24 protein-coding genes are annotated in these 21,247 nt (G+C 63.2%); 15 read left to right on the forward strand and 9 right to left on the reverse strand.

From position 1 onward, the window contains the following. Positions 1-561: 561 nt before the first annotated feature. A complete protein-coding gene (locus AT959_RS15110) occupies positions 562-1,260 on the forward strand; it encodes a Crp/Fnr family transcriptional regulator (RefSeq protein WP_066884668.1) in 699 nt (232 codons plus the stop codon). A gap of 59 nt (positions 1,261-1,319) precedes the next feature. On the opposite strand, the gene AT959_RS15115 is transcribed toward AT959_RS15110, so the two are convergent. The 3 genes from AT959_RS15115 to argC all read right to left on the reverse strand — a co-directional run bounded on the left by AT959_RS15115 (position 1,320) and on the right by argC (position 3,988). Next, on the reverse strand, positions 1,320-1,607 hold the full coding sequence (locus tag AT959_RS15115) for a c-type cytochrome (RefSeq protein WP_240481879.1): 288 nt from the start codon (positions 1,605-1,607) through the stop codon (positions 1,320-1,322). Between the two features lie 180 nt (positions 1,608-1,787). Further along, positions 1,788-2,924 carry a PQQ-dependent sugar dehydrogenase gene (locus tag AT959_RS15120; protein WP_066884674.1) on the reverse strand — a complete coding sequence of 379 codons (1,137 nt, stop codon included), beginning with the start codon at positions 2,922-2,924 and terminating at the stop codon, positions 1,788-1,790. 113 nt (positions 2,925-3,037) lie between these two features. Then, positions 3,038-3,988 (reverse strand): N-acetyl-gamma-glutamyl-phosphate reductase, encoded by a 951-nt coding sequence (gene argC / locus AT959_RS15125; protein WP_066886378.1) that lies wholly within the window; start codon positions 3,986-3,988, stop codon positions 3,038-3,040. A gap of 202 nt (positions 3,989-4,190) precedes the next feature. Between argC and AT959_RS15130 the strand changes: the two genes are divergently transcribed. Continuing rightward, a complete protein-coding gene (locus AT959_RS15130) occupies positions 4,191-6,512 on the forward strand; it encodes an acetate/propionate family kinase (protein ID WP_066884677.1) in 2,322 nt (773 codons plus the stop codon). 82 nt (positions 6,513-6,594) lie between these two features. Here the strand turns inward: AT959_RS15130 and AT959_RS15135 are convergent, their stop codons facing one another. Further along, complete coding sequence (locus tag AT959_RS15135; protein WP_066884680.1) at positions 6,595-7,008, reverse strand: c-type cytochrome; 414 nt, start codon at positions 7,006-7,008, stop codon at positions 6,595-6,597. 193 nt (positions 7,009-7,201) lie between these two features. Between AT959_RS15135 and AT959_RS15140 the strand changes: the two genes are divergently transcribed. The 8 genes from AT959_RS15140 (at position 7,202) to AT959_RS15175 (ending at position 13,156) form a co-directional block, all read left to right on the forward strand. After that, positions 7,202-7,471, forward strand: coding sequence for a hypothetical protein (locus AT959_RS15140; protein WP_066884683.1), 270 nt, complete (start codon positions 7,202-7,204; stop codon positions 7,469-7,471). A 50-nt stretch (positions 7,472-7,521) separates the two neighbouring features. Further along, positions 7,522-7,869 (forward strand): hypothetical protein, encoded by a 348-nt coding sequence (locus AT959_RS15145; RefSeq protein WP_066884686.1) that lies wholly within the window; start codon positions 7,522-7,524, stop codon positions 7,867-7,869. A gap of 9 nt (positions 7,870-7,878) precedes the next feature. Beyond that, on the forward strand, positions 7,879-8,355 hold the full coding sequence (locus AT959_RS15150) for a hypothetical protein (RefSeq protein ID WP_066884689.1): 477 nt from the start codon (positions 7,879-7,881) through the stop codon (positions 8,353-8,355). Beyond that, positions 8,352-9,689 carry a GAF domain-containing protein gene (locus AT959_RS15155; RefSeq protein ID WP_066884693.1) on the forward strand — a complete coding sequence of 446 codons (1,338 nt, stop codon included), beginning with the start codon at positions 8,352-8,354 and terminating at the stop codon, positions 9,687-9,689. The genes AT959_RS15150 and AT959_RS15155 overlap by 4 nt, the downstream gene beginning before the upstream one ends. Positions 9,690-9,826: 137 nt before the next feature. Then, a complete protein-coding gene (locus tag AT959_RS15160; protein ID WP_066884696.1) occupies positions 9,827-10,789 on the forward strand; it encodes a thiamine pyrophosphate-dependent dehydrogenase E1 component subunit alpha in 963 nt (320 codons plus the stop codon). A 13-nt stretch (positions 10,790-10,802) separates the two neighbouring features. Then, on the forward strand, positions 10,803-11,771 hold the full coding sequence (locus AT959_RS15165) for an alpha-ketoacid dehydrogenase subunit beta (RefSeq protein ID WP_066884698.1): 969 nt from the start codon (positions 10,803-10,805) through the stop codon (positions 11,769-11,771). 36 nt (positions 11,772-11,807) lie between these two features. After that, positions 11,808-12,401, forward strand: coding sequence for a diheme cytochrome c-553 (locus AT959_RS15170; protein ID WP_066884701.1), 594 nt, complete (start codon positions 11,808-11,810; stop codon positions 12,399-12,401). 107 nt (positions 12,402-12,508) lie between these two features. Beyond that, positions 12,509-13,156, forward strand: coding sequence for a class I SAM-dependent methyltransferase (locus AT959_RS15175; protein WP_157651340.1), 648 nt, complete (start codon positions 12,509-12,511; stop codon positions 13,154-13,156). A gap of 20 nt (positions 13,157-13,176) precedes the next feature. Here AT959_RS15175 and pcaC read toward each other — a convergent pair whose 3' ends face one another. Further along, a complete protein-coding gene (pcaC, locus tag AT959_RS15180; RefSeq protein ID WP_066884707.1) occupies positions 13,177-13,566 on the reverse strand; it encodes a 4-carboxymuconolactone decarboxylase in 390 nt (129 codons plus the stop codon). A gap of 301 nt (positions 13,567-13,867) precedes the next feature. Between pcaC and AT959_RS15185 the strand changes: the two genes are divergently transcribed. The 3 genes from AT959_RS15185 to AT959_RS21270 all read left to right on the forward strand — a co-directional run bounded on the left by AT959_RS15185 (position 13,868) and on the right by AT959_RS21270 (position 15,069). Continuing rightward, complete coding sequence (locus AT959_RS15185; RefSeq protein ID WP_066884710.1) at positions 13,868-14,137, forward strand: hypothetical protein; 270 nt, start codon at positions 13,868-13,870, stop codon at positions 14,135-14,137. A gap of 17 nt (positions 14,138-14,154) precedes the next feature. Then, positions 14,155-14,547 (forward strand): glutaredoxin family protein, encoded by a 393-nt coding sequence (locus tag AT959_RS15190; RefSeq protein WP_066884714.1) that lies wholly within the window; start codon positions 14,155-14,157, stop codon positions 14,545-14,547. A gap of 381 nt (positions 14,548-14,928) precedes the next feature. Beyond that, on the forward strand, positions 14,929-15,069 hold the full coding sequence (locus AT959_RS21270; RefSeq protein ID WP_157651341.1) for a hypothetical protein: 141 nt from the start codon (positions 14,929-14,931) through the stop codon (positions 15,067-15,069). An 83-nt stretch (positions 15,070-15,152) separates the two neighbouring features. On the opposite strand, the gene AT959_RS15195 is transcribed toward AT959_RS21270, so the two are convergent. Further along, entirely contained in the window at positions 15,153-16,334 is a 1,182-nt protein-coding gene (locus AT959_RS15195) for an acetylornithine transaminase (RefSeq protein ID WP_066884718.1), read from the reverse strand. Positions 16,335-16,585: 251 nt separating this feature from the next. Between AT959_RS15195 and AT959_RS15200 the strand changes: the two genes are divergently transcribed. Next, positions 16,586-18,196, forward strand: a complete 1,611-nt coding sequence (locus AT959_RS15200) for a methyl-accepting chemotaxis protein (protein ID WP_066884721.1) — start codon at positions 16,586-16,588, stop codon at positions 18,194-18,196. Positions 18,197-18,331: 135 nt separating this feature from the next. Beyond that, positions 18,332-18,898 (forward strand): hypothetical protein, encoded by a 567-nt coding sequence (locus tag AT959_RS15205; protein WP_066884724.1) that lies wholly within the window; start codon positions 18,332-18,334, stop codon positions 18,896-18,898. Between the two features lie 50 nt (positions 18,899-18,948). Here the strand turns inward: AT959_RS15205 and AT959_RS15210 are convergent, their stop codons facing one another. The 3 genes from AT959_RS15210 to AT959_RS15220 form a co-directional block, all read right to left on the reverse strand. Further along, positions 18,949-19,392 carry a nucleoside deaminase gene (locus AT959_RS15210; RefSeq protein ID WP_066884727.1) on the reverse strand — a complete coding sequence of 148 codons (444 nt, stop codon included), beginning with the start codon at positions 19,390-19,392 and terminating at the stop codon, positions 18,949-18,951. Positions 19,393-19,558: 166 nt separating this feature from the next. Beyond that, a complete protein-coding gene (locus tag AT959_RS15215; protein WP_066884730.1) occupies positions 19,559-19,987 on the reverse strand; it encodes a GlcG/HbpS family heme-binding protein in 429 nt (142 codons plus the stop codon). Further along, entirely contained in the window at positions 19,977-21,230 is a 1,254-nt protein-coding gene (locus tag AT959_RS15220) for an MFS transporter (protein ID WP_066886381.1), read from the reverse strand. Before AT959_RS15220 ends, AT959_RS15215 begins: the two co-directional genes overlap by 11 nt. Between the last annotated feature and the right edge of the window lie 17 nt (positions 21,231-21,247).

The raw sequence follows: 21,247 nt of genomic DNA on the forward strand, positions 1-21,247 counted from the left end.
TAAAAAAGTACTGGCCCACTGGAAAGCAGTCCAGTCCGAGCAGGCATGAAGTGACGGAGCCGCCGAAAGGCGGCTTTTTTGCGCAGCCTAGCAATCGGACCACATTCGAACGCGTCGATCACCGGCCCTAGGTTATCGAATTTCGCTGAACGGCCGCTTTGACCTTCACGTTACTGCAGGGTCATGCTCACGGCATTGTTTGTTCGCAGTTAGCAAATTTGCTTGTAGCAAAGTCAAGATCGCAGCAGTCCTGATGAGCACCTGGTTCAGATATTCCGGCTCGTTGTTGAGGGTTATCAGCGGTCTTATTTCCCGCAAATAAAGCAACAACGAGGATTTTTTTGCCTGTTAATGGTGCGCCCCCCCCATCTCTAAACGATTGGGCATCAGCGACATAATGGCGCTTATGGCCGCAAGAGGAAGGCCAGGAGCGGCTTCCGGCCGGAACGCAAGGATTTCAGGCCAGCCCCCTTCTTCTGCTATATTTGATGCGAATCAAAATTTACTTTGCATAACGCGACAATTCCCCGTTTGCCTGCAAACTTCTTCTAAGGACAAAGCGTGCGAGACCATCAACCGATCAATATCGAAACCCTGTTGAGTCACATTGCCTTGTTCAACGGACTCGGCCCCGATGAAATCGCCAAGATCGCCAAAGGGGCGCGGGAAGTGCATTGCGACAAGGGCGAGACGCTCTTTCATCGCGGCGATCCCTGCACCGGCTTTCATGTCCTGGTATATGGTCAGATCAAGCTCTCCTTCAATTCCGCGCAAGGGGTCGAAAAAATCGTCGAAGTGGTTGAACAGGGACAAAGCTTCGGCGAAGCGATCATGTTCCTCGACAAGCCCTACGTTGTCTCGGCGCACGCCCTGGTCCCCTGCCTGCTGTTGCATGTCTCCAAGTCGGTGATCTTCGACGAACTGGCGCACGACCATGGCTTTGTCCGCAAGATGCTGGGCGGCCTGGCCATGCGCACGCATCAGCTGATGCTCGATGTCGAGGGCTACTCCCTGCAATCGGGCAAACAGCGCATCATCGGCTACCTGATGCATGAACTGCAGGAAGGCGGCTACGGCAATGAAAACGTGCTGCTCGAACTGCCAGTCACCAAGGGGGTCATTGCCTCCCGCCTCAACCTGACGCAGGAGCATTTTTCCCGCATCCTGCACGAATTGACCGATCTCGGCCTGATCCAGGTTGAAGGCAAGCGGATTCGCATTCCCGACGTCGACCGCCTGAACCGGCATCAATTGCGCTAGCAGCGCAGACAAAAAAAGACCGGCAGGCCGCCGGTCTGTGCGTCAAGGCCGGGCAGCCCTTACTTCTGGGACAGGATCCAGGTCACCAGCTTCTTCGCTTCGTCAGGCGTCACGTTGTTCGGCGGCATCGGGATTTCGCCCCAGGCGCCCTTGCCGCCTGCCTTGACCTTGGCGGCCAGCTTGTCGACGGCACCGGCATCGCCCTTGTACTTGGCGGCAACATCCTTGTAGGCCGGACCGACCAGCTTCTTGTCGACGGCGTGACAGGCCATGCAGTTCTTGGCCTTGGCCAGCGCCTCGTCGGCCATGACTTTGCCGGAAACGCCGAAGCCGATGGCCAGCATCATTACCAGATGAATTGCTTTTTTCATTTTGATGAACCCTCGTTGAATTAAGAGAGGGCGTAATGTCGCCACTGGGTAAATTTCTGCCTTGATCGGAATCAAAAGCCGCACCAGCCGCCTACGCACGGGCCTGCCTGGATTCCGCGAATTGACCGGGATCAAGGGACTGCCCGAGGAGCAAGTTCAGGGCGCCGGCAACAAGCGGATCAGTTGCCCATTGGCACTGTCGGTCAACACGTAGAGGTAGCCGTCCGGCCCTTGGCGCACATCGCGGATGCGTTCGCCCAGGGCTTCGAGCAGCCGTGTTTCCCTGACCACCTTGCCTTCGAACGGACGCGCCAGTTCGAGGCGGGCCAGGTAAGTGTATTTGAGCGAACCGACCAGCAAGTTGCCGAGCCAGGCTTTGCCATAGCGCTCGCTGGTCACAAAAGCCATGCCCGAAGGCGCAATGGAAGGCGTCCACTGATGGAGCGGTGGCTCGGTGCCTGACCGGGCAGTACCGCCGTCGCCGACTGCGGTGAAGTTGTAGTTCTTGCCAAAACTGACCAGGGGCCAGCCAAAGTTTGCCCCGGGCCGCGGCAGATTGATTTCGTCACCGCCCATCGGGCCGTGTTCATGGATCCAGAGCACGCCGCTGGGGCTGAGGGTGGCGCCCTGGGGGTTGCGGTGGCCCAGGCTCCAGATTTCGGGCAGCGCACCGGCCCGGCCGACGAAGGGGTTGTCGGCCGGCACCCGGCCATCCTTGCCGATCCGCACCACCTTGCCGTGGTGGTTGTCCAATGACTGGGCATCGTCACGCTGGTGGTAGCGTTCGCCCAAAGTCAGGTAGAGCAGGCCATCCGGCCGACCGTCGGCATTTTTGCTTTCGACAATGCGACAACCGAAGTGCAACTGGCTGGCGACTTTCGGATTCTGGCTGAACAGCACGCGCACGCTTTCCAGTCGGCGCAAATCGCTCGACAATCGCGCGCTGGCCAGCGCGGTGCTGTTGCCTTTGCCGCTCGCCGCCGGCTCCGCGTAGCAAAAATACAGGCTGCGGTTGCGCGCGAAGTCGCTGTCGAGGATCACGTCGAGCAAACCGCCCTGGCCGCCGGCCGCGACTGGCGGCAGCCCGCCGAGCGGTGGCCCGATTTCGCCATTGGCCTGGACGACCCGTAGCGCCCCAGACCGCTCGGAAACGAGAAACTGCCCGTCGGGCAGGAAAGCCACCGCCCACGGATGATCAAACCCCCTGGCCAGCGTGACCGGCCTGATCGACTGCGCACCGGCGCTGGCCGCCAGGGCACTCAGCAGCAACAGGGATAGCAAGATTTTCAGCATGGGCCACCTCCTTCTCGCTGTCATTTAAACATAGCCGGTATGCGACGAAAAAATGGCTAGCCCCATGAAAAAACCCGCCGGATGGCGGGTTTCGTTGGCGACGGCGACAAGTCTCAGACCAGGCCGAGGCTTTCCTCGACGCCGAGATGCACGTTCATGGCCTGCACGGCGGCGCCCGAAGCGCCCTTGCCGAGGTTGTCGAGACGGGCGACGAGCAGCATGCGTTCATCGTTGCCGAACACGAACAGGTCGACGCGGTTGCTGTCGTTGCAGGCTTCGACATCGAAGAAGCCGCCATCGGTATTGGCCTCGAGACCGAGCGGCGCGACGCGGATGAAGGCTTCGCCGGCGTAATAGTCGGCAAGGATCTTCTGCACCTCGGCCGGGCTGGCCGGGCGGGTAAATTGTTTCGGATGCAGGTAGGCGGTGACGGCCAGGCCCTTGTAGAACGGCCCGACGATGGGCTGGAAGATGGGTGCTGCGGTCAACCCGGTGTAGGCGCACATTTCCGGCAGGTGCTTGTGGGCCAGGCCGAGGGCGTAGGAACGCGGCGCCTTCAGTTGCGTCGGGCTGGCACTGGCCGCCTCGTAGTCGGCGATCATCTTCTTGCCGCCGCCGGAATAGCCGGTGATGGAATTGGCCGCGATCTGGGTGTCGACCGGCAGCAAACCGGCGGCAACCAGCGGCTTGAGGGCGAGGATGAAGGCGCTGGCGTGGCAACCCGGGTTGGCGATGCGCTTCGAGACGCGAATCTTGGCACGCTGGTCCTTGGCCAGTTCGGGCAGGCCGAAAGTCCACGCCGGATTGACGCGATGGGCGGTCGAGGCATCGATGATGCAGGTGTTCGGGTTATCGACCAGTGCTACCGATTCCATCGCCGCATCGTCCGGCAGGCAGAGGAAGGTGACATCGGATTCGTTGATCAGGCGCTTGCGTTCGGCCAGATCCTTGCGCTTGTCGGAATCGATCTTGAGCAGCGTCACGTCGGCCCGCTTGGCGAGATATTCGTTGATCTGCAGGCCGGTGGTGCCTTCCTGGCCGTCGACAAAGACTTTGTAGGTCATGGTGAATCCACAGATTTGATGTTGTTTGAAGGAGGGATTTTGGCAGAAAACGGTGACAGTTTGGCGAAAGCCGATGGACTTGCTGAGCACTGACAGCGAGTTACCTAAAAAAGATTAGGCACTATTGACGACAGGGGTTTGCTGCAGCGCAGCAAAATGGTAGGCTCTCTTCGATAAAAATCCGTTTTAAGCGAGAAACAGCATGAGCGAAATCGATCTGAAGCGCTTCTTCCTGGAGCAGGTTCGCCTGTTCGAGAACTTCCCGGCCGACAAGGTCGAGGAAATCGTCCTCCAGTCCCGCCTGGCGACCTACGAAGGCAACGAAGCCATCCTCGAAACCGGCGACGAAGGCCGCTTCATCGGCGTCATGATCAGCGGCCACGCCGAGATCTCGATGACCGACAACACCGGCACCCGTTCGGTGATCAGCCAGCTCGGCGTCGGCGATGTCTTCGGCGTCATGTCGCTGCTCACCGGCGACCGCATCGTCGCCGACGTCATCGCCGGCAATCGCTGCTTCGTGCTGATGATCCCGCAGGAAGTCTTCAACACCCACATCCTGACCAACCCGAAGGCGGTCGGCTACCTCTCCAAGCTGCTCGCCGACCGCACCCGCGCCATGTCGGTGGACATCGTCACCGCCCAGGCCCGTGCCGTCGCCAAGTCGAGCGACCCGTATGCGCTGTCGCTGTCGACCAACGAGCCGGGCAAGGTCGTCGTCCTCAACGTCGGCATCAGCCAGATCCATTTCGGCATCTACGACACGCAGGAAAGCGGTGCCGACGTGCACGGCATCATCGACCACGCCGACAAGCAGGTCGCCCGCATCACCGTCACCGTCGGTCCGCAGCAGAAGACCATCGAGCACGCCCCGTTCAAGCTCTCCGACCTTTTCGCCGTGATGACCGAAGCGACTGCCCTGCTCGGCGCGCACTTCACCTTCCATCCGGAAGACGTCACCGCCATCGGCCATCGCGTCGTGCATGGTGGCAACCGCTTCTCCAGCTCGGTTGTCATCACCCCGTCGGTGATCGCCGACATCGAGGAACTCGCCGTCTTCGCACCGCTGCACAACCCGGTCAACGTCGCCGGCATCCGCGTCGCGTTGAAGCACTTCCCGAGCGTGCCGCAGGTTGCCGTCTTCGATACCGCCTTCCACCAGACGCTGGCGCCCTACGCCTACCTCTACGGCCTGCCTTACGACCTCTACAAGCAGCACGGCATACGCCGCTACGGCTTCCACGGCACCTCGCACCGCTATGTTTCGCTGAAGTCGGCGGAAGTGCTGAAGCGCCCGCTCGGCGAGCTGGAAATCGTTTCCTGCCACCTCGGCATCGGCGCCTCGCTGTGCGCCATCGACCACGGCCGCTCGATCGACACGACAATGGGCATGACGCCGACCGACGGCCTGATCATGCCCAGCCGCTCGGGCAGCATCGACCCGGCAGTGATGATCCACCTGATGGAACAGCACAATATGTCGCCCGAGCAGCTCTCGGCGCTGATCAACACCGAAAGCGGCCTCAAGGGCATTTCCGGCATTTCCAGCGACATTCACGAAATCGAGGCGGCGGCGGCGGAAGGCGATCACCGTGCCCTGCTTGCCCACAAGGCCTTCTGCTACCAGGTGCGCAAGAACATCGGCGCCTACGTCGCGGCGATGGGCGGCATCGACGTCCTTGCCTTTACCGGCGACATCGGCGAAACCAGCGCCACCGTGCGCAGCCTGGCCTGCCAGGGTCTCGGCTACATGGGCATCAAGCTGGACGAGGAAAAGAACCGCAACCTCGGCCACCTGTCGTCCTACGCCATCGTTTCGGCCGACGACTCACCGGTCAAGATCATCGTCGTCGCCAACGACGACGAGCGCCTGGTCGCCTGGGAAGCGCTGCGCGCCATCGAGCGCAACCAGTTGCTGCTCGAAGCCAAGGCCGACGAAGCACCGGCCATCCCGGTCGAAATATCGGCGCACCACGTGCACCTGTCGCAGGCCGATGTCGAAAAGCTGTTCGGCCCCGGCCATCAGCTGACCCCGATGCACGAACTGTCGCAGCCCGGCCAGTATGCCTGCGAGGAACAGGTCCATCTGGTCGGCCCCAAGGGGCGGATCGCCAAGGTTCGCGTCCTCGGCCCGACCCGCAAGGAAACCCAGGTCGAGATCGCGATGACCGAGCAGTTCAAGCTCGGCGTCCAGCCGCCGATCCGCCAGTCCGGCGACCTGACCGGCACGCCCGGCGTCACGCTCGAAGGCCCGTATGGCACGTCGACCATCGAACGCGGCGTCATCTGCGCCCAGCGCCACATCCACATGTCGCCGGAAGACGCCATGCGCTTCCGGGTGCGTGACAACTACGTCGTCCGCGTCCGCGTCGAAGGCGAGCGCGAACTGATCTTCGGCGACGTCGTCGTCCGCGTGAATCCGGCCTTCCGCCTGGCCATGCATATCGATACCGACGAAGGCAATGCCGGCAACCTGAAGACCGGCATGCTCGGCTACATCGAGGAAATCCAGAGCCGCGCCTGATTGGCGGCAACGTCGCCCACTGCGACAAGGGGATGACCGGCGACGGTCATCCCCTTTTTGTTGGCCGGCGCCCCGGCGGCCGCTAGTCCTGCAGCGTGTAAAGGTAGTCGATCAGGGCCAGAATCCGGCTCCGGACTTCGGCTTCCGTCCGGTACGGATGATAGTTATGGGCAGGCCCGGCTTCGCTGGTGTAGCGCTGCCCCCAAACCGGCATTTCCCGCCCGCCGTGCGCCGGCACGGCAAGACGGCCATCGATCATTTCGTAAGCCCTGGCCGTCGGGAAGTTACCGCCATTTCTTTTCGCCAACAGCCGCAGGTTGGCCGGCTCGGCCTTGAGCTGCGTCGCCATCGGCGTCTGCCCCCGGCCATCGGCGCCGTGACAGACGGCACAACTGTTCAGGTATTCCAGGCGCCCGAGTTCGAGACTATTGCCGTCGGCGCTTCGTGCACCGGCGGCAGCGAGTAGCAAGACAAGGCATACGGCGGCTTTCAGCATTATCCTTCCTCAAGCAAAATGAATATTGACACGCTCTTTTGTACGCCAGTTCGCCTTGCCCGACAAGCCTTCTGGCGACTGGCTCGAGCAACGGCCGGCAGCGACGCCTTTTCCATTCAGGGATGACTGTCGCTCGCCAAATAGCTGTGGCAGACTTGTCGATGCAAACGTCCAAACAATCCGGAGGTCAACAATGAAAAACGCGAAATCCGCAGTCCAATCATTGCTCAGTAGCGCACTACTCGCCAGCAGCCTGTTGATCGTGACCAACCCTGGTTTGGCGACGGAGCAGGCGCAACAGCGCCGCGCCGCCCGCGACGTACGACAGGACGCCCGGCCGGAAGCGCGCCAGGAAAAAGCCGATTGCCGCGCCGCCAACCAGAAGAGCAATGCCGCCTGCCGCCATGACAAGCGGGAAACCAAGCAGGATGCCCGGCAGCAGGGGCGCGACATCAAATATTGAGCGCTGCCTTGCCCGGGCTCCCTGGCCCGGGCCGCTCGAGGAGAAAAATCATGCTTCCGCTGCGCCATGTCCTGCCATGCATCCTGCTCGCCTTCCTGCTTTCCGGCTGTGTCGTCTATGAGCCGGCACCGACGCCGTCGACGCGGCCAGCCAGTTTCGACCGTTCCTGGAACGCGGCCATCCTCGCCGCCCAGGATATCGGCATCACGGTATCGATGACCGACCGCAGCGCCGGCCAGATTTTCGGCCAGCGCAATGCGGCCAGCGTCACCATCAACCTCGTTCATCAGGCGGATGGCAGCCTGCGGGTCAAGTTCGACGTGAAGAACCTGAGCCCGCAGGACCAAGGGCTGGGCGACCGTTTTTCCGCCGCCTACGACCGGCGCATGGGGCGCTGACGGCCAAGCATGCTGGATAGCGACAACGCCGCCTTCATCCAGACCGGCGTCAGCATCAGCCTGGCGGCCAGCGGCGGCGACCGCCTGCCGAGCATGAGCCGGGGCCTGGGCTGCAAGCTGGTCGACGGCGGCCGGCAGGTGGCTATCTTCATCAAACCCTCGCAGTCGGTAGAACTGCTCGACAACATCCGCCGCAGCGGCCGGGTCGCCAATGTCTTCAGTTTGCCCAGCAGTAACCGGACCGTGCAGCTGAAAGGCCTCGACGCCCGGATACTGCCCTTCGAGGTGGCCGACCTGCCGATCATCGAGGCCCATATCACCGACTTTCTCGCCGAAGTATTGCCGCTCGGCCTGCCGGAAGAGGTCGTCCGCACCCTCTTTGCCTACACGGCGGATGATCTGGTGATGGTCGTGTACACCCCGGTCGCTGCTTTTTCGCAGACCCCCGGCCCGAAAGCCGGCGAAGCGCTGGACGCGAAGCCGTGAGCATCCGCCTCGAGACAATCCGCGAATGCTTCGAGGGCATCATCCCCGGACACATCGCAACCAGCGATACTGAAGGCATCCCCAATCTGGCCTACCTGTCGCAAGTCCAGTTCGTCGACAACAGCCATGTCGCGCTCTCCTATCAGTTCTTCAACCGGACGCGGCAGAACATCCTGGCCGATTCGCCGGTTCGCCTGCTGCTGACCAGTCATCTGACCGCCGCCCAGTACCGCCTGACACTGAAATACCTGCGCACGGAAACCGCCGGCCCGCTCTTCGAGCAGATGCGCGCCAAGCTGGCCGGCATCGCCTCGCATACCGGCATGGCCGGGGTCTTCCAGCTTCTCGGTTCGGACATCTACCGCATCCTCGCCATCGAGCAGGTCGCCGGGCCGACGGTCGCCCCGCCGCCCCCACCGCTGAATTACCTGACCGCCCTGCGCCGGGCCACCAACCGGCTGGCCGGCTGCGCCAATCTCGAAGGCCTGCTCGAGACAGCCATTGCTTGCCTGGTCGACGAGTTCGGTATCGAGCAGCTGATGCTGCTGATGCACGACGAGGGCCGCGGTCGCCTCTACACACTGGCCAGCCACGGCTATCCGGCTTCCGGCATCGGCTCGGAAATCCCGGTTGGCGCCGGCGTCATCGGCATCTGTGCCCGCGAACGCTGCCCGATCCGGATCGGCTTCATGACCAGCGAGTACGCCTATGGCCGTAGCGTGCGGGCGAGCATCGCCGCCGATGGTCACGGCGATGCACTGGAATCGGCCATTCCGCTGCCCGGCCTGCCGGAAGCGGCCAGCCAGATGGCGGTGCCGATCACTGCCGCCGGTCGTCTGCTCGGCGTGCTTTATGTTGAAAGCCTGGCCGACCTGCATTTTGGCTACGATGAAGAAGACGCGCTGGTCGCCTTTGCCGCCCTGCTCGGCCTCGCCATGCTGCACCACCAGCAGGCCGACGATTTCGAGGATGAGCCGGCGGCAAGTGAGGAAGACAGCCCGCCAACCGGCGGTCCACCGTTGGCAGTGCGGCATTTCGCGGCCAACGACAGCATCTTTCTCGATGACGACTACCTGATCAAGGGGGTCGCCGGTGCCATCCTCTGGGTCTTGCTGACCGATTTTGCCGAGCGCCGGCGCACCAGCTTCACCAACAAAGGCCTGCGTGTCGATCCCCGCATTCGCCTGCCGGGCGTCAGCGACAACCTCGAAGCCCGCCTCGTGCTGCTGCAACGCCGACTGGAAGAACGGGACACCGGCATCAGCTTGAGCAAGACCGGGCGCGGGCGTTTTACGCTGGCCGTGAACCGCCCGTTGACGCTGCTCGAAAGCTGATTTCTGGGGGGAGCAGCCCCCCTTTCTTAAATCTTCATTCAGCATTTCTTAAAAGAATCGTAAGCAGGCCCGGGTCCTCTTGCGAGGGTTTTTCGGCGGCCTAGACTTCATCTCATCACTCAACGACGGGAGAAGTCATGAAGCCCAGCCACCCGGCAAGCGATCCGCGGCAACTGCTCGAACAGATGCTGCTCATCCGCGCCTACGAAGAGGCCATCGTCAGCGGCAGCGCTGCCGGCAAGATGCCCGGCACCTGCACCTCGGTCGGCCAGGAAGCCGCGGCCGTCGGCGTCGTCAACGCCCTCGCGGCGGACGACCTGATCCTGACCAACCACCGCAGCGCCGGCCACCTGCTCACCCGCGGCGCCGACCCCGGCCGCCTGCTGGCCGAGGTGATGGGCCGCCGCGACGGCTACTGCAAGGGCAGAAGCGGCTCGCTGCACATCTCGGCGAAGGAACTCGGCGTCGTGCTGACCTCGACCATCGTCGGCGCCGAACTTTCGCTGGCGCCGGGCGTCGCCCTGTCGCAAACGATGCTCGGCCGACCCGGCATCGTCGTCTGCTTCTTCGGCGACGGCGCCGCCTGCGAAGGCAGCTTCCACGAGTCGCTCAACCTGGCCGCACTGTGGAACCTGCCGATCCTCTACGTTTGCGAGAACAACCAGTGGCAGGCTTTCGTCCATCGCCGCGAAGCGATGAGCCGCGAGCACGTCGCCGATTGGGCCGCCGCCTACGGCATCCCGGCCCGGACGGTAGACGGCAACGATGTCTTCGCGGCACTGGCCGCCGCACAAGCGGCGGCCGCCGAAGTGCGTGACAGCCGGCGCCCCTACCTGCTGGAAACCTGCACCTACCGCACCCGTGGCCACCTCGAGCCGGACGACCAGGGCTACGTCGACCAGGCCGAACTGGCCGCCTGGCTGGCTCGCGACCCGATCGCCGCCTGCCGGGATCGCCTGCTCGCCGACGGCAGCCTGACTCCGGCCCAGGCAGCCGCCCTGTCCGACCGGGTAAGCACCCGGATCGCCGTCGCCCAGGCCTTTGCCGAAGCCTCCCCTTTCCCTGCGGCGGAGGAACTGTGCCGCGATGTCTACGCCTGAGGAACGCCCCATCATGCCTACCCTGACCCTCTACGATGCCGTCGGCGCCGCGCTGACCGAAGAGATGCGCCGCGATAGCAGCGTCATTGCCTTTGGCGAGGGCATCGCCACCAAGCGCCACGAACTGGTCGACGAGTTCGGCGGCCTGCGCATCCGCAACACACCGCTGGCCGAGGGCATCATCGCCGGCACGGCGGTCGGTGCCGCGGCGACCGGCCTGCGCCCGGTGGTCGACCTGCTGTTCGCACCCTTTCTCTGCTATGCCATGGACGAACTGGTGAACAGCGCCGGCAAGCTGCGCTACCTGTCCGGCGGCCAGTTTTCCTTCCCGCTCGTCACGCTGGCGATGACCGGCGCCGGCTGGGGCGTCGGCGCCCAGCACAATCACAATGTCGAAGCCTGGTTCGTGCATAGCCCCGGCCTCAAGGTCGTCATGCCGAGCACCCCGGCCGACGCCAAGGCGTTGCTCAAGTCGGCGATACGCGATGACAACCCCGTCCTCTTTTTCCTCGACATCGGCTTGCTCTACCAGCCCGGCGAAGTGCCGGCCGACGAGCAAACCCTACCGCTGGGCCGGGCCACCGTTCTCCGCGAAGGACACGACGTCACCCTGGTGTCCTACGGCAAGACGGTACAGCACTGCCAACAGGCCGCCGAGACGCTAGCCGACCATGGTATTGCCGCCGAGGTCATCGACCTGCGCAGCCTGAAGCCGCTCGACGAGGCAGCCATCCTCACCTCGGTCGGCAAGACCGGCCGCCTGGTCGTCGTGCACGAAGCCAACCGGCTGTGCGGCATCGGCGCCGAAATCGCAGCGCTGGTTGCCGAACAGGCTTTTGCCAGCCTCAAGGCACCGATCATCCGCCTCGGCGGGCCGGATGCGCCGGTCGCTGCCAGCTATCCGCTGGAACAGGCCAGCGTGCCGCAGGCATCGGCCATCGCAGCGGCCGCTGCACGACTGTGTGCAGCACAGCCCGCCTGATTACCCCATTTTCAACAAACAGCAGGAGATCACATCATGCGCCCCAACCCCAAACAGACTGCCTTTCTTGCCCTTGCCGCCCTGGCCAGCGGCTTCCTCCCTGCCACCGCCCAAGCCGGTGAAGCCGATAACGCGCTGATCAAGCGCGGTGCCCGGCTGGTCGCCTACGGCGGCTGCGTCGATTGCCATACGCCCTTCAAAATGGGCGCCAACGGACCGGAGAAGGATATGGCCCGCGGCCTGTCCGGCCACCCGGAAGAATTGAAGCTGCCGCCCCCGCCCAAGGTGGACGGCGCCTGGAACTGGGCCGGCTCGGCCAGCATGACGGCCTTTGTCGGCCCCTGGGGCATCACCTATGCCTCCAACCTGACGCCGGACCGCGAAACCGGCATCGGCAAATGGCGGGAAACCGATTTCATCCAGGCCATGCGGACCGGCCGCCATGTCGGCGTCGCCCGCCCGATCCTGCCACCAATGCCCTGGCAGTCGGTGGCCAGCCTGCCGGACAACGACTTGCGCGCCATCTACGCCTATCTGATCTCGCTACCGGCGGTGAAGAACAAGGTGCCCGACTACGTGCCGCCGGCGACGACGACCAGTAAAGCAGGGGGAGGCAAGATACCCGGCTGAGTCCGCTGAAGTTTTCCCGAGGGCATCAACTAATGCGAACCGGGTATTCCCGATCGGCCTCCAGCTCGGCTAGGATGAAGACCATTTTTTTGCCAGGTGAGCCGATCATGGAGCGTCCCGACTACCCCGATACTTCGCGAGATTCCCTGCTGCAGCACGTTCCGGCGGAGGCCAGGGTTGTCCTCGATGTCGGCTGTGCGAAAGGCGCCTTCGGCCGGGCCCTCAAGTCAGCAGGCGAGCGGGAGGTTTGGGGTGTCGAGCCTGACGAGGCATCGGCCGCCCTAGCCGGCGAGCGCCTGGATCACGTCATCAACGACTTCTTTGGTCCGGCCAACCCCTTGCCCGAGCAATATTTCGATCTGATCACCTTCAACGATTCCCTTGAGCACATGAGCGACCCGGTCATGGCGCTCGACCTGTGCCACAGCAAGTTGAAGCCGGGCGGGCGTATTCATTGTTGCGTGCCCAACGTCCGCCACATCGAAAACCTCGAGCACCTGATCCTGAACAAGGACTGGCACTACGAGGAGATGGGGGTGCGCGACCGGACCCATCTCCGCTTCTTTACCCGGAAAAGCATCGTCGCGCTGTTCGAAGAGCGCGGTTACCGGGTTATCGATGTGATTGGTGTCTGGGAGGATTGGTGGGATGCCACCAAGCCGCTGCGCCGCCTGCTTTTCCGCTTCTTTCCCGAATTCACGCGCGACATGCGCCACGTGCAAATCCTGGTCATCGCGGAACGGGCCACACACTGAGGCCGGGCCCGCCGGCCGAATCACCCGTCGATCTGGCCCATTTCCTTGAGCACCTCGTGGGCCGAGCGGAAGGCGTCAATGGCGAGCGGCATGCCGCAATAGACGGCGGCGTGCAGCAGGACTTCCTGGATTTCCCGCATCGTCGCGCCGTTGTTGATCGCGCCGCGGACATGGCCCTTGATTTCGGTAGCGCGGCCGAGCGCGGTCAGCATCGACAGGGTGAGCAGGCTGCGCGTCTTCAGGTCGAGGCCGTCGCGGCACCAGGTTGTGCCCCAGGCGTTGCGGGTGACGAATTCCTGCAGCGGCGCGGTAAAGGCATCGACATTGGCGAAGGCCTTGTCGACAAAGGCTTCGCCCATCACCTGCTGGCGCATCTGCAGGCCCTGTTCGAACTGTGCGTCACGAGTCATGCTGCTTCTCCGGAAAAGGCTGCCTGGGCAGCATCTGACAAAGCGGAGAGCTTACGAAATACAGGCCGTATCGTCCATTTCCCTGGCGAGAAAAACGATTCCGCTCAGGCTTTGGCAGACCTTCGCGTACACTGCGCGCCTCACCTTATTCGGCAGACAGCGACCTGCACCGGCGCCAGCCCAAGGAATACGCCCAGACCCACACCGGCGGTCGACGCCTGAAAAAAGGCAAAAACCGGGTTACCGGCAAGCAGGCGGGCAAGATCGCCCGGTTCCTCCCCACAATTTATAGAAGAGCCCCATGAAAAAAACCGATCTCTACAAGAACCTCGCCCACAAGGTCGACAGCCGCATGAAACAGGCCGGCACGCCGGACCGTTTCGCCCAGGGCGCCGTCCTCGACCGCAAGGAACAGCGCAAGCTGGACCAGGCGAAAGGCCTGATCCCCTTCGCCGTCAAGCTCGATGCCGAACTGGCCGGCGAACTCCGCAGCCTGGCCGCCGCCCGCCAGACCGGCCTCAACGAACTGGTCGACGAACTGCTGCGCAAGGGCCTGGCGGCCGACGCCTGAGCCTTCCGGAATACGCCATGAAAATCATCATCCGCAGCTTCTTCAAACTCCTCCGCCTTGTACTTGGCCCGTTCATGCTGCTCGGCGAGCTGCTCACCCGGCCGCGCGGCATCGTCCGCGCCCCGGCCGCCCAGGCGGCGGTGGACCAGCAATGTGGCGAGCTTGCCCTCTACCAGTACAAGACCTGCCCGTTCTGCATCAAGGTGCGCCAGGAAATGCGCCGGCTGGCGCTGAGCGTTGAAACGCGCGATGCTCAACACGAAGGTGAGAACCGTGCCGCGCTGCTCGCCGGCGGTGGCCAGACCAAGGTGCCTTGCCTGAAAATCAGCAATGCCGCCGGTCAGACCCAGTGGCTGTACGAATCGGGCGAAATCATCGCCTATCTGCGCCAGCGCTTCGCGACGGCCTGATCCACGGCGGCAGCATTGCCTGCCGCCAAAATCGCCGACTCCTGCGGTCGACCATGCAAAAAGGGCAAAAACGGCGGGCCGTCAGCGACGGCTGCCGGCTCGACCACGCCCGCTAATGGGCATCTCCCGCGCCAATGAGCGTCTCGAAGTCGACCTTTGTTGTGCTTCGACTGCACGACATAGAGCAGACGTCGACGGTGTATTGATCGCCCCAGGCTCCTGGCGAATCACGAATGCTTGAAGCAACACCCTTTGTAACAATCCGATCACCATACTGCAACCACTCGCCCCTACGCTTGATCCGACGGAATTCCGTACCACTGTCGGACTCATTAAATCGACGGCCCTCTCATTTGGTGGCCGGGTATTCAAGGGGAAGCCATGAACAAATTCGATGCACAGATGGAAATCATCATTGAGTCGATCGACTCGACACTCAGGCTCTGCGGGGCAACGCTGGCTGGATTGTTGATTTCTTCAGGATGCCTGATCTACATTCAGGCCGCCAAGACGATCCTCTAAGCGAGCATTTTCCAGCCCCCGACATCGCGGCGAGACACAAAAGGGCAAGGAAGCCGGGCGCCTGGCCGGCTTCCAGCCAACCCTTATTTCTGCAGCAGGCCGTCGAGCAGTTCGATCATCTGATCGATTTCGCCTGCGCTGACGTTCAGCGCAGGCATGAAGCGCAGCAGGTTCGGGCGTGGCGAGTTGAGCAGCAGGCCGACGCCTTCCAGCTTCAGCGCCGCCTGGACGATGGCCGGGCCGCGTTCGTCGTCGAGGATCAGGGCACGCAGCAGGCCGGAACCGCGCTCACCCTTGAGGCCATGTTTGGCCGACAGTTCGAGCAGGCGCTTGGCCAGGTATTGCCCCCGGGCTTCGACTTCAGCCAGGAAACCGGGCGCCAGCAGGCGCTGCATCACGGCGACGCCGACCGCGGTCATCAACGGGTTGCCGTTGTAGGTGCCCCCCTGGTCACCCGGCTCGAAACAGCAGATCGCCTCGCGCGCCAGCAGTGCCGCCAGCGGCACGCCGCCGCCGATACCCTTGCCCAGCGTCATGATGTCCGGCGTGATGCCGGCATGTTCGTAGGCGAACAGCTTGCCGGTGCGGCCCATGCCGGACTGCACTTCGTCGACGATGAGCAGCACGCCGCGGGCCGTGGTCAGTTCGCGCAGGGCCTTGAGGAATTCAACGTCGGCCGGGATCACCCCACCTTCGCCCTGCACCGGTTCCAGCATCACGGCGACGGTTTTTGGCCCGATCAGGGCGTCGACCGTAGCAATGTCGTTGTAGGTGGCCTTCGGGAAACCGGCGACCTGCGGCGCATAGATCGTGTCCCAGCCGGCCTTGCCGGAGGCCGACATGGTGGCCAGCGTGCGGCCGTGGAAGGAATGGCCGAAGGTGATGATCTCGTAGGCACCTTCCTTGTGCAGGCGGCCCCACTTGCGGGCGAGCTTGATCGCCCCTTCGTTGGCCTCGGCACCTGTGTTGGCGAAGAAGACGCGGTCGAACACGGAATTGTCGGTGAGCAGGCCAGCCAGCTCGACCATCGGGCCGTTGTAGAAGGCCGGGCTCGGGTTGATCAACCGACTGGCCTGCGCGGTCAGCGCGGCGGCGATTTCCGGCGGGCAATGGCCAAGGCAGTTGACCGCCCAGCCCTGGATGAAGTCGAGGTACTGGCGGCCGGCGTGGTCGTACAGCCAGGAACCCTCACCGCGCTCGAAGACGATGTCCGGGCGGGGGGTGATGAACATCAGCGAATCGGTATTGGCAGCGTGGTATTGCATCGTCAGATTTCCATGGGTTGGGGCGGGAAGTGTAAGGGCGGAATGTTACCGAATTGCGCCGGCTTTGGGCGGCAAGAAGCGGACATTCCCGGGCCGCCCTGCAGGGTATGAGCGGAAGCGCTTGCCACGGCAAATAATCGCTAATATATTAGCGTAAATTCCGGATCGACCCGCCGCCTTCGGCCACGGGCCCTTCCGGAAAAAAATCAACCAATAATTAATATATTAGTGAATAAAACTGGAGGAGACGCATGTCCATCGGACACAAATTCCTGACCCTGATTGCCCTGGCGATCATCGGACCGCTCACCGTCGGCCTGCTCGGCATGCTGGAAATGTGGCAGATGGACGAGGGCCAGGCCTTCACCAATGCCCGGATCATTCCCGGCATCCGCATCGTGCACAAGATCGAGAGCGATTTCCAGAACACCCAGGTCGCCCTGCTCTATCACATCCTGAATACCGAAAAGGACCGGATGGCCGAGCAGGAAAAGACCATCGCCGAACTGCGCAAGGCCCAGAAGGAAACGCTGGCCAGCTACGAGGCCTTCATCACCGACGAACAGGACCGCAAGCTGCGTGACAGCAGCGCCATGCTGATGGAGGAATATTTCTTCATGGTCGAGCAGATCATCGCCCTGTCGCAGGCCAACATGGACGAACCGGCGCGCAGCCTGGCCGAGGAAAACAAGCCGATGATCGACCAGTTGATCGGCAACATCGGCAAGCACGTCCAGTACAAGGAAAGCCAGGCCCGCGCCCACGGCGAGGAATCGCATGCCGCCTACACGCTGGGCACGCGGCTGATGATCGGCGTCATCCTGCTCGGCATCGTCTCCTGCGGCCTGCTCGGCAACATGCTCTACCGCAGCGTCACCGGCTCGCTTAAACAGATGCTGACCATGTTCGAGAAAATCGGCCGCGAACTCGACTTCACGGTCCGCCTGCCGGCCAGCAGCCGCGACGAGATCGGCCAGACCCAGCGCGCCCTGAACGGCCTGCTCGAAAAACTGCAGGCCAGCTTCCGCCAGGTTTGCCAGATGACCATGCAACTGAGTTCGGCGGCCGAACGCATGGCCAGCAATTCGAGCCAGATGTCGGCCGCCTCGATGCGGCAAAGCGAAGCGGCGAGCAGCATTGCCGGCACCGTGCAGGAACTCGCCGTCTCGGCCGAACAGGCGGCGGCCAGCGCCGAAACGGCCAAGCAACTGTCGGAAGAGTCGCTGCTCAAGGCCCGCGACTCGGCCCAGGTCATCCGCCAGACGGTGGAAGACATCAACGGCATCGCCGAGACCGTCACCGTCTCCTCCAGCCAGGTACGCCGTCTCGACGAGAGCAGCACGCGGATCGACGCCGTCGTCTCGGTGATCAAGGATGTCGCCGAACAGACCAACCTGCTCGCCCTCAACGCCGCCATCGAAGCGGCCCGGGCCGGCGAACACGGGCGCGGCTTCGCGGTCGTCGCCGACGAGGTGCGCAAGCTGGCCGAACGGACCGCCCAATCGACCGCCGAAATCTGGACCAATATCTCTCAGATGCACGACACCGCGCAGGAAACGGTCGAAGGCATCCAGGCCATGGTCGGCAAGGTCGAAACCGGCGTCGCCCGCGCCAACCTGGCCGACCGCGAAATGCAGCAGGTCGGTACCAGCACGCAATCGATCGCCGGCATGGTCGCCGACATCGCCACCGCCGTGTCGCGCCAGAAGGACGCCAACCAGGACATCGCCGTGCAGATCGAAGGCATTGCCGACATGTCACGGCAGAACAACCGGGCCGCCGAAAACACGGCCCTGACCGCCGCCGAGGTGGCCCGCCTGGCGCACGAAATGGAACAATCGGTCAGGATCTACCGTGTCTAGCAAACTGTCCTTCCGGTCAGGAATCGACCAGTTCGAACGCCTCAGCTAACTGGCGGCGCTACAAACCTGCTTCAGGATCAATGCACATGCACCGGCCAATTGGTAAGCTAAGCGATGACGACAGGAGGGAATGCCATGAAGACATTGGCGGGAAAGATGGCCTGCGGCCTGCTTGCCCTGCAGGCGCTGTTCGCATTGCCTGCGCTGGCCTGGGAAATGAATGGCGAAAAGACGCTGTTGATCGAACCCCGCGAAGGCAGTCCGATTCATCTGGGAACGATCGTCTTCAAGCCGGCGGGTGAGCTGACGCAATTCGAGATCAAGCTCGATCATCGGGTCTTCAAGGACTATTTCCTGTCGATGAAGGAATTCAAGTGTCTCGATGGGCAGAATGAGATCCAGTGCCATGTGCCCTACCCCTACCCGAATCCGCACACGGTCAGCGCGGTCGATCTGCGCTGGCTCGAACATTCGCTGCTGTTTCTGTTCAAGACGCAGCAGGAGTTCGGGGCCAAACTCTGGAATGGCCTCTATTACCGCCTGCAGTTGACCAGCGCGGGCCTGGTCGGCATACCGGAGGCCGTCGATTTGGCCCAGATCGGCGCCCCGCCCGCCGATCCTTCGACGCCACCCTACGGACCAGCGGACCGTTCGGAGATCGCCCCGCAAACCCGCTGGTTCCCGCGGCTGCTGATTCGCTGAGCGGCGCGCCGAAGATTTTCGGCATCGCCGCCATTCACTTCTGCACTCGCTCAGTCGGATTCGCCAATATCCTCATTCCAGAGTTCCGGATTGCTGGCGATAAAGGTCTGCATCATGGCCATGCAGGTCGAGTCCTGAACAACCTCCACCTGGACGCCACGGGCGCGGAGCAAATCTTCCTCACCCAGAAAGCTCTGGTTTTCGCCAATGACCACCCGGGGAATGCCATACAGCAGAATCGCCCCGCTGCACATCGCACAGGGTGACAGGGTCGTATAGAGGACGGATTCCCGATAAACGCTGGCCGGCAGCCGGCCGGCATTTTCAAGGGCATCCATTTCGCCGTGCCGGATGGCACTGCCCTGCTGGATGCGCCGGTTGTGGCCGCGACCGAGAATGACCCCACGATGCACCAGCACCGAGCCGATCGGAATGCCGCCCTCGATCAGCCCGGCCTGCGCCTCGGCAATGGCGGCTTGCATGAATTCGTCCATCCACTCTCTCCCTTGGCTGTTGCCCGTTCCGTCAAGCAAGTATGCGCCAGGCTTCAAGCGGCAAGTTGCTCAAGGCCTACGGTTCGCTTGATCCAACCCTGGCAGGTAGCGATCAATGTCGATCAAGCCAAACATCCCTAGCCGGGCATCCCGCCGGCCAGACCAATCAGCCGCCAGCAAGCAAGCCCGCCAGCGCAGCCTCGGCAAACGCCACATCCTGCGCCTCGCTGCCACCGGAAATTCCGATGGCGCCGACCAGCACGCCTTCATGCTTGACCGGCAGGCCGCCGCCGAAGCCGACGAAGCGCTGGCGCTGCATCAAGCCATGGCGCAACTGCTCCGAACCCTTGGCCAGGCGTGCCTCCCACTTGCCAGTGGCCGGGCCGAAGCTGACCACGGTGTAGGCCTTGTCGAGCGCGATGTCGATCGAGTGGAACGGTGCCCCCGGGTGGCGCTTGAAAACCAGCGGGTAACCGGCGCGGTCGACCACCGCCACGCACACTTTTACGCCGGCTTCGGCCGCTGCGGCCAGCGCCTTGTCGGCCAATTGATCGGCGCTGCCGAGGCCGAGCGAGGCGATCATTTCAATGTCCATTGCTGCTTTCTCCATGCGCTGCCGAGACCTGCGCCGTCAGACGGTGACGGCGGGTCAGCAGGAAGATTACGAAAAGGAACAGGGCGACGCCTTCGAACAGCAAGGTCTGCCCAGCCCCGAGCGCGCCGGCAACGAAACCGGCGATCAGGCCGCCCAGCGCGTCGAAGCCGAAGCGGGCCGAGGTAAAGAAGGAAACGATGCGGCCGCGCAGCTGGTCCGGCGCCGCACTCTGCAAAATCATGTTGATGCCGACATTGCACACTGAAATGCCGAAACCGAGGGCAACCATCGCCGTCAGCGCCAGCGGCAAGCGGGTGGTCGCCCCGAACAACAGCAAGGCGACGGCGCTGATCGCCACCCCGGCGACGACGGCGGTAATCAGGCCGGGAATGGTCTTGCGGGTGGCGAGAAAGATGGTCGAGGCGAAGGCGCCGCAACCGGCAGCCCCCCACAGCCAGCCGAGCGTCGTTGCATCGCCGGCGAAGACGTCGCGGGCGAAGACCGGCAGCAGCACGGCATAGGCCGAGGCGGTCAGATTGAGGCCGATCAGCGTGATGATCAGCATCCTGACGGTCCACGTCTGCCAGGCATACAAAACGCCTTCCTTGAAGACCTGGCCGACCGAACCGCTGGCCCGCGGCGAAGCCGTCATCTGGATAAAGCGCAGACCGCCGATCAGGGCGAGGAAGGAGAAACCGTTGATGGCGAAACAGGCGGCCTCGGAAGTCAGGCCGACGAGCAGGCCGGCAATCGGCGGCCCGACGAAGCGCCCGGCATTGAACAGCATGGCGTTGAGGGCCAGCGCGTTGGGCAAATCCTCGCGGCTGCCGACAAAGCTGCCGATCAGCGACTGCCGCAAGGGGGTATCGAAACTGTTCAGGATGCCCAGGGTCAGCGACATCAGGATGATGAAGCCGGTGCCGATCAGCCCCGACCAGGTCAGCCCGGCCAGCAGGAAGGCCTGGGCGGCGAGCAGCGACTGGATACCAATCAGCCACTTGCGCTTGTCCTGCTTGTCGATCCAGGCCCCGGCCAGCGGGCCGACCAGCAACTGCGGGATCAGGGCGCAAAAGGCCGTGACGCCGAGCAGCGCGGCCGAGCCGGTCAGCCGGTAGACCAGCCAGGAGAGCGCCACCTGCTGGATCCACGAACCGAGGATGGAAATCGCCTGACCGAGGAAGTAAAGCCGGAAATTGCGGTGCGCCAAGGAACGGATCGCCGGCGGCAAAACAAGAGTGGACATCGGGTTATCGACCATGG

This window comes from Dechloromonas denitrificans (assembly GCF_001551835.1).
Taxonomy (GTDB): Bacteria; Pseudomonadota; Gammaproteobacteria; order Burkholderiales; family Rhodocyclaceae; genus Azonexus; species Azonexus denitrificans.

Bases quoted from the DNA above. Each gene is read 5' to 3' on its own strand.
- AT959_RS15115 (WP_240481879.1), bottom strand. From the start codon at position 1,607: ATGATGCTGGCCATCGGCTTCGGCGTTTCCGGCAAAGTCATGGCCGAC.
- AT959_RS15120 (WP_066884674.1), bottom strand. From the start codon at position 2,924: ATGCTGAAAATCTTGCTATCCCTGTTGCTGCTGAGTGCCCTGGCGGCC.
- argC (WP_066886378.1), bottom strand. From the start codon at position 3,988: ATGACCTACAAAGTCTTTGTCGACGGCCAGGAAGGCACCACCGGCCTG.
- AT959_RS15130 (WP_066884677.1), top strand. From the start codon at position 4,191: ATGAGCGAAATCGATCTGAAGCGCTTCTTCCTGGAGCAGGTTCGCCTG.
- AT959_RS15135 (WP_066884680.1), bottom strand. From the start codon at position 7,008: ATGCTGAAAGCCGCCGTATGCCTTGTCTTGCTACTCGCTGCCGCCGGT.
- AT959_RS15140 (WP_066884683.1), top strand. From the start codon at position 7,202: ATGAAAAACGCGAAATCCGCAGTCCAATCATTGCTCAGTAGCGCACTA.
- AT959_RS15145 (WP_066884686.1), top strand. From the start codon at position 7,522: ATGCTTCCGCTGCGCCATGTCCTGCCATGCATCCTGCTCGCCTTCCTG.
- AT959_RS15150 (WP_066884689.1), top strand. From the start codon at position 7,879: ATGCTGGATAGCGACAACGCCGCCTTCATCCAGACCGGCGTCAGCATC.
- AT959_RS15160 (WP_066884696.1), top strand. From the start codon at position 9,827: ATGAAGCCCAGCCACCCGGCAAGCGATCCGCGGCAACTGCTCGAACAG.
- AT959_RS15165 (WP_066884698.1), top strand. From the start codon at position 10,803: ATGCCTACCCTGACCCTCTACGATGCCGTCGGCGCCGCGCTGACCGAA.
- AT959_RS15170 (WP_066884701.1), top strand. From the start codon at position 11,808: ATGCGCCCCAACCCCAAACAGACTGCCTTTCTTGCCCTTGCCGCCCTG.
- AT959_RS15175 (WP_157651340.1), top strand. From the start codon at position 12,509: ATGGAGCGTCCCGACTACCCCGATACTTCGCGAGATTCCCTGCTGCAG.
- pcaC (WP_066884707.1), bottom strand. From the start codon at position 13,566: ATGACTCGTGACGCACAGTTCGAACAGGGCCTGCAGATGCGCCAGCAG.
- AT959_RS15185 (WP_066884710.1), top strand. From the start codon at position 13,868: ATGAAAAAAACCGATCTCTACAAGAACCTCGCCCACAAGGTCGACAGC.
- AT959_RS15190 (WP_066884714.1), top strand. From the start codon at position 14,155: ATGAAAATCATCATCCGCAGCTTCTTCAAACTCCTCCGCCTTGTACTT.
- AT959_RS21270 (WP_157651341.1), top strand. From the start codon at position 14,929: ATGAACAAATTCGATGCACAGATGGAAATCATCATTGAGTCGATCGAC.
- AT959_RS15195 (WP_066884718.1), bottom strand. From the start codon at position 16,334: ATGCAATACCACGCTGCCAATACCGATTCGCTGATGTTCATCACCCCC.
- AT959_RS15200 (WP_066884721.1), top strand. From the start codon at position 16,586: ATGTCCATCGGACACAAATTCCTGACCCTGATTGCCCTGGCGATCATC.
- AT959_RS15205 (WP_066884724.1), top strand. From the start codon at position 18,332: ATGAAGACATTGGCGGGAAAGATGGCCTGCGGCCTGCTTGCCCTGCAG.
- AT959_RS15210 (WP_066884727.1), bottom strand. From the start codon at position 19,392: ATGGACGAATTCATGCAAGCCGCCATTGCCGAGGCGCAGGCCGGGCTG.
- AT959_RS15215 (WP_066884730.1), bottom strand. From the start codon at position 19,987: ATGGACATTGAAATGATCGCCTCGCTCGGCCTCGGCAGCGCCGATCAA.
- AT959_RS15220 (WP_066886381.1), bottom strand. From the start codon at position 21,230: ATGTCCACTCTTGTTTTGCCGCCGGCGATCCGTTCCTTGGCGCACCGC.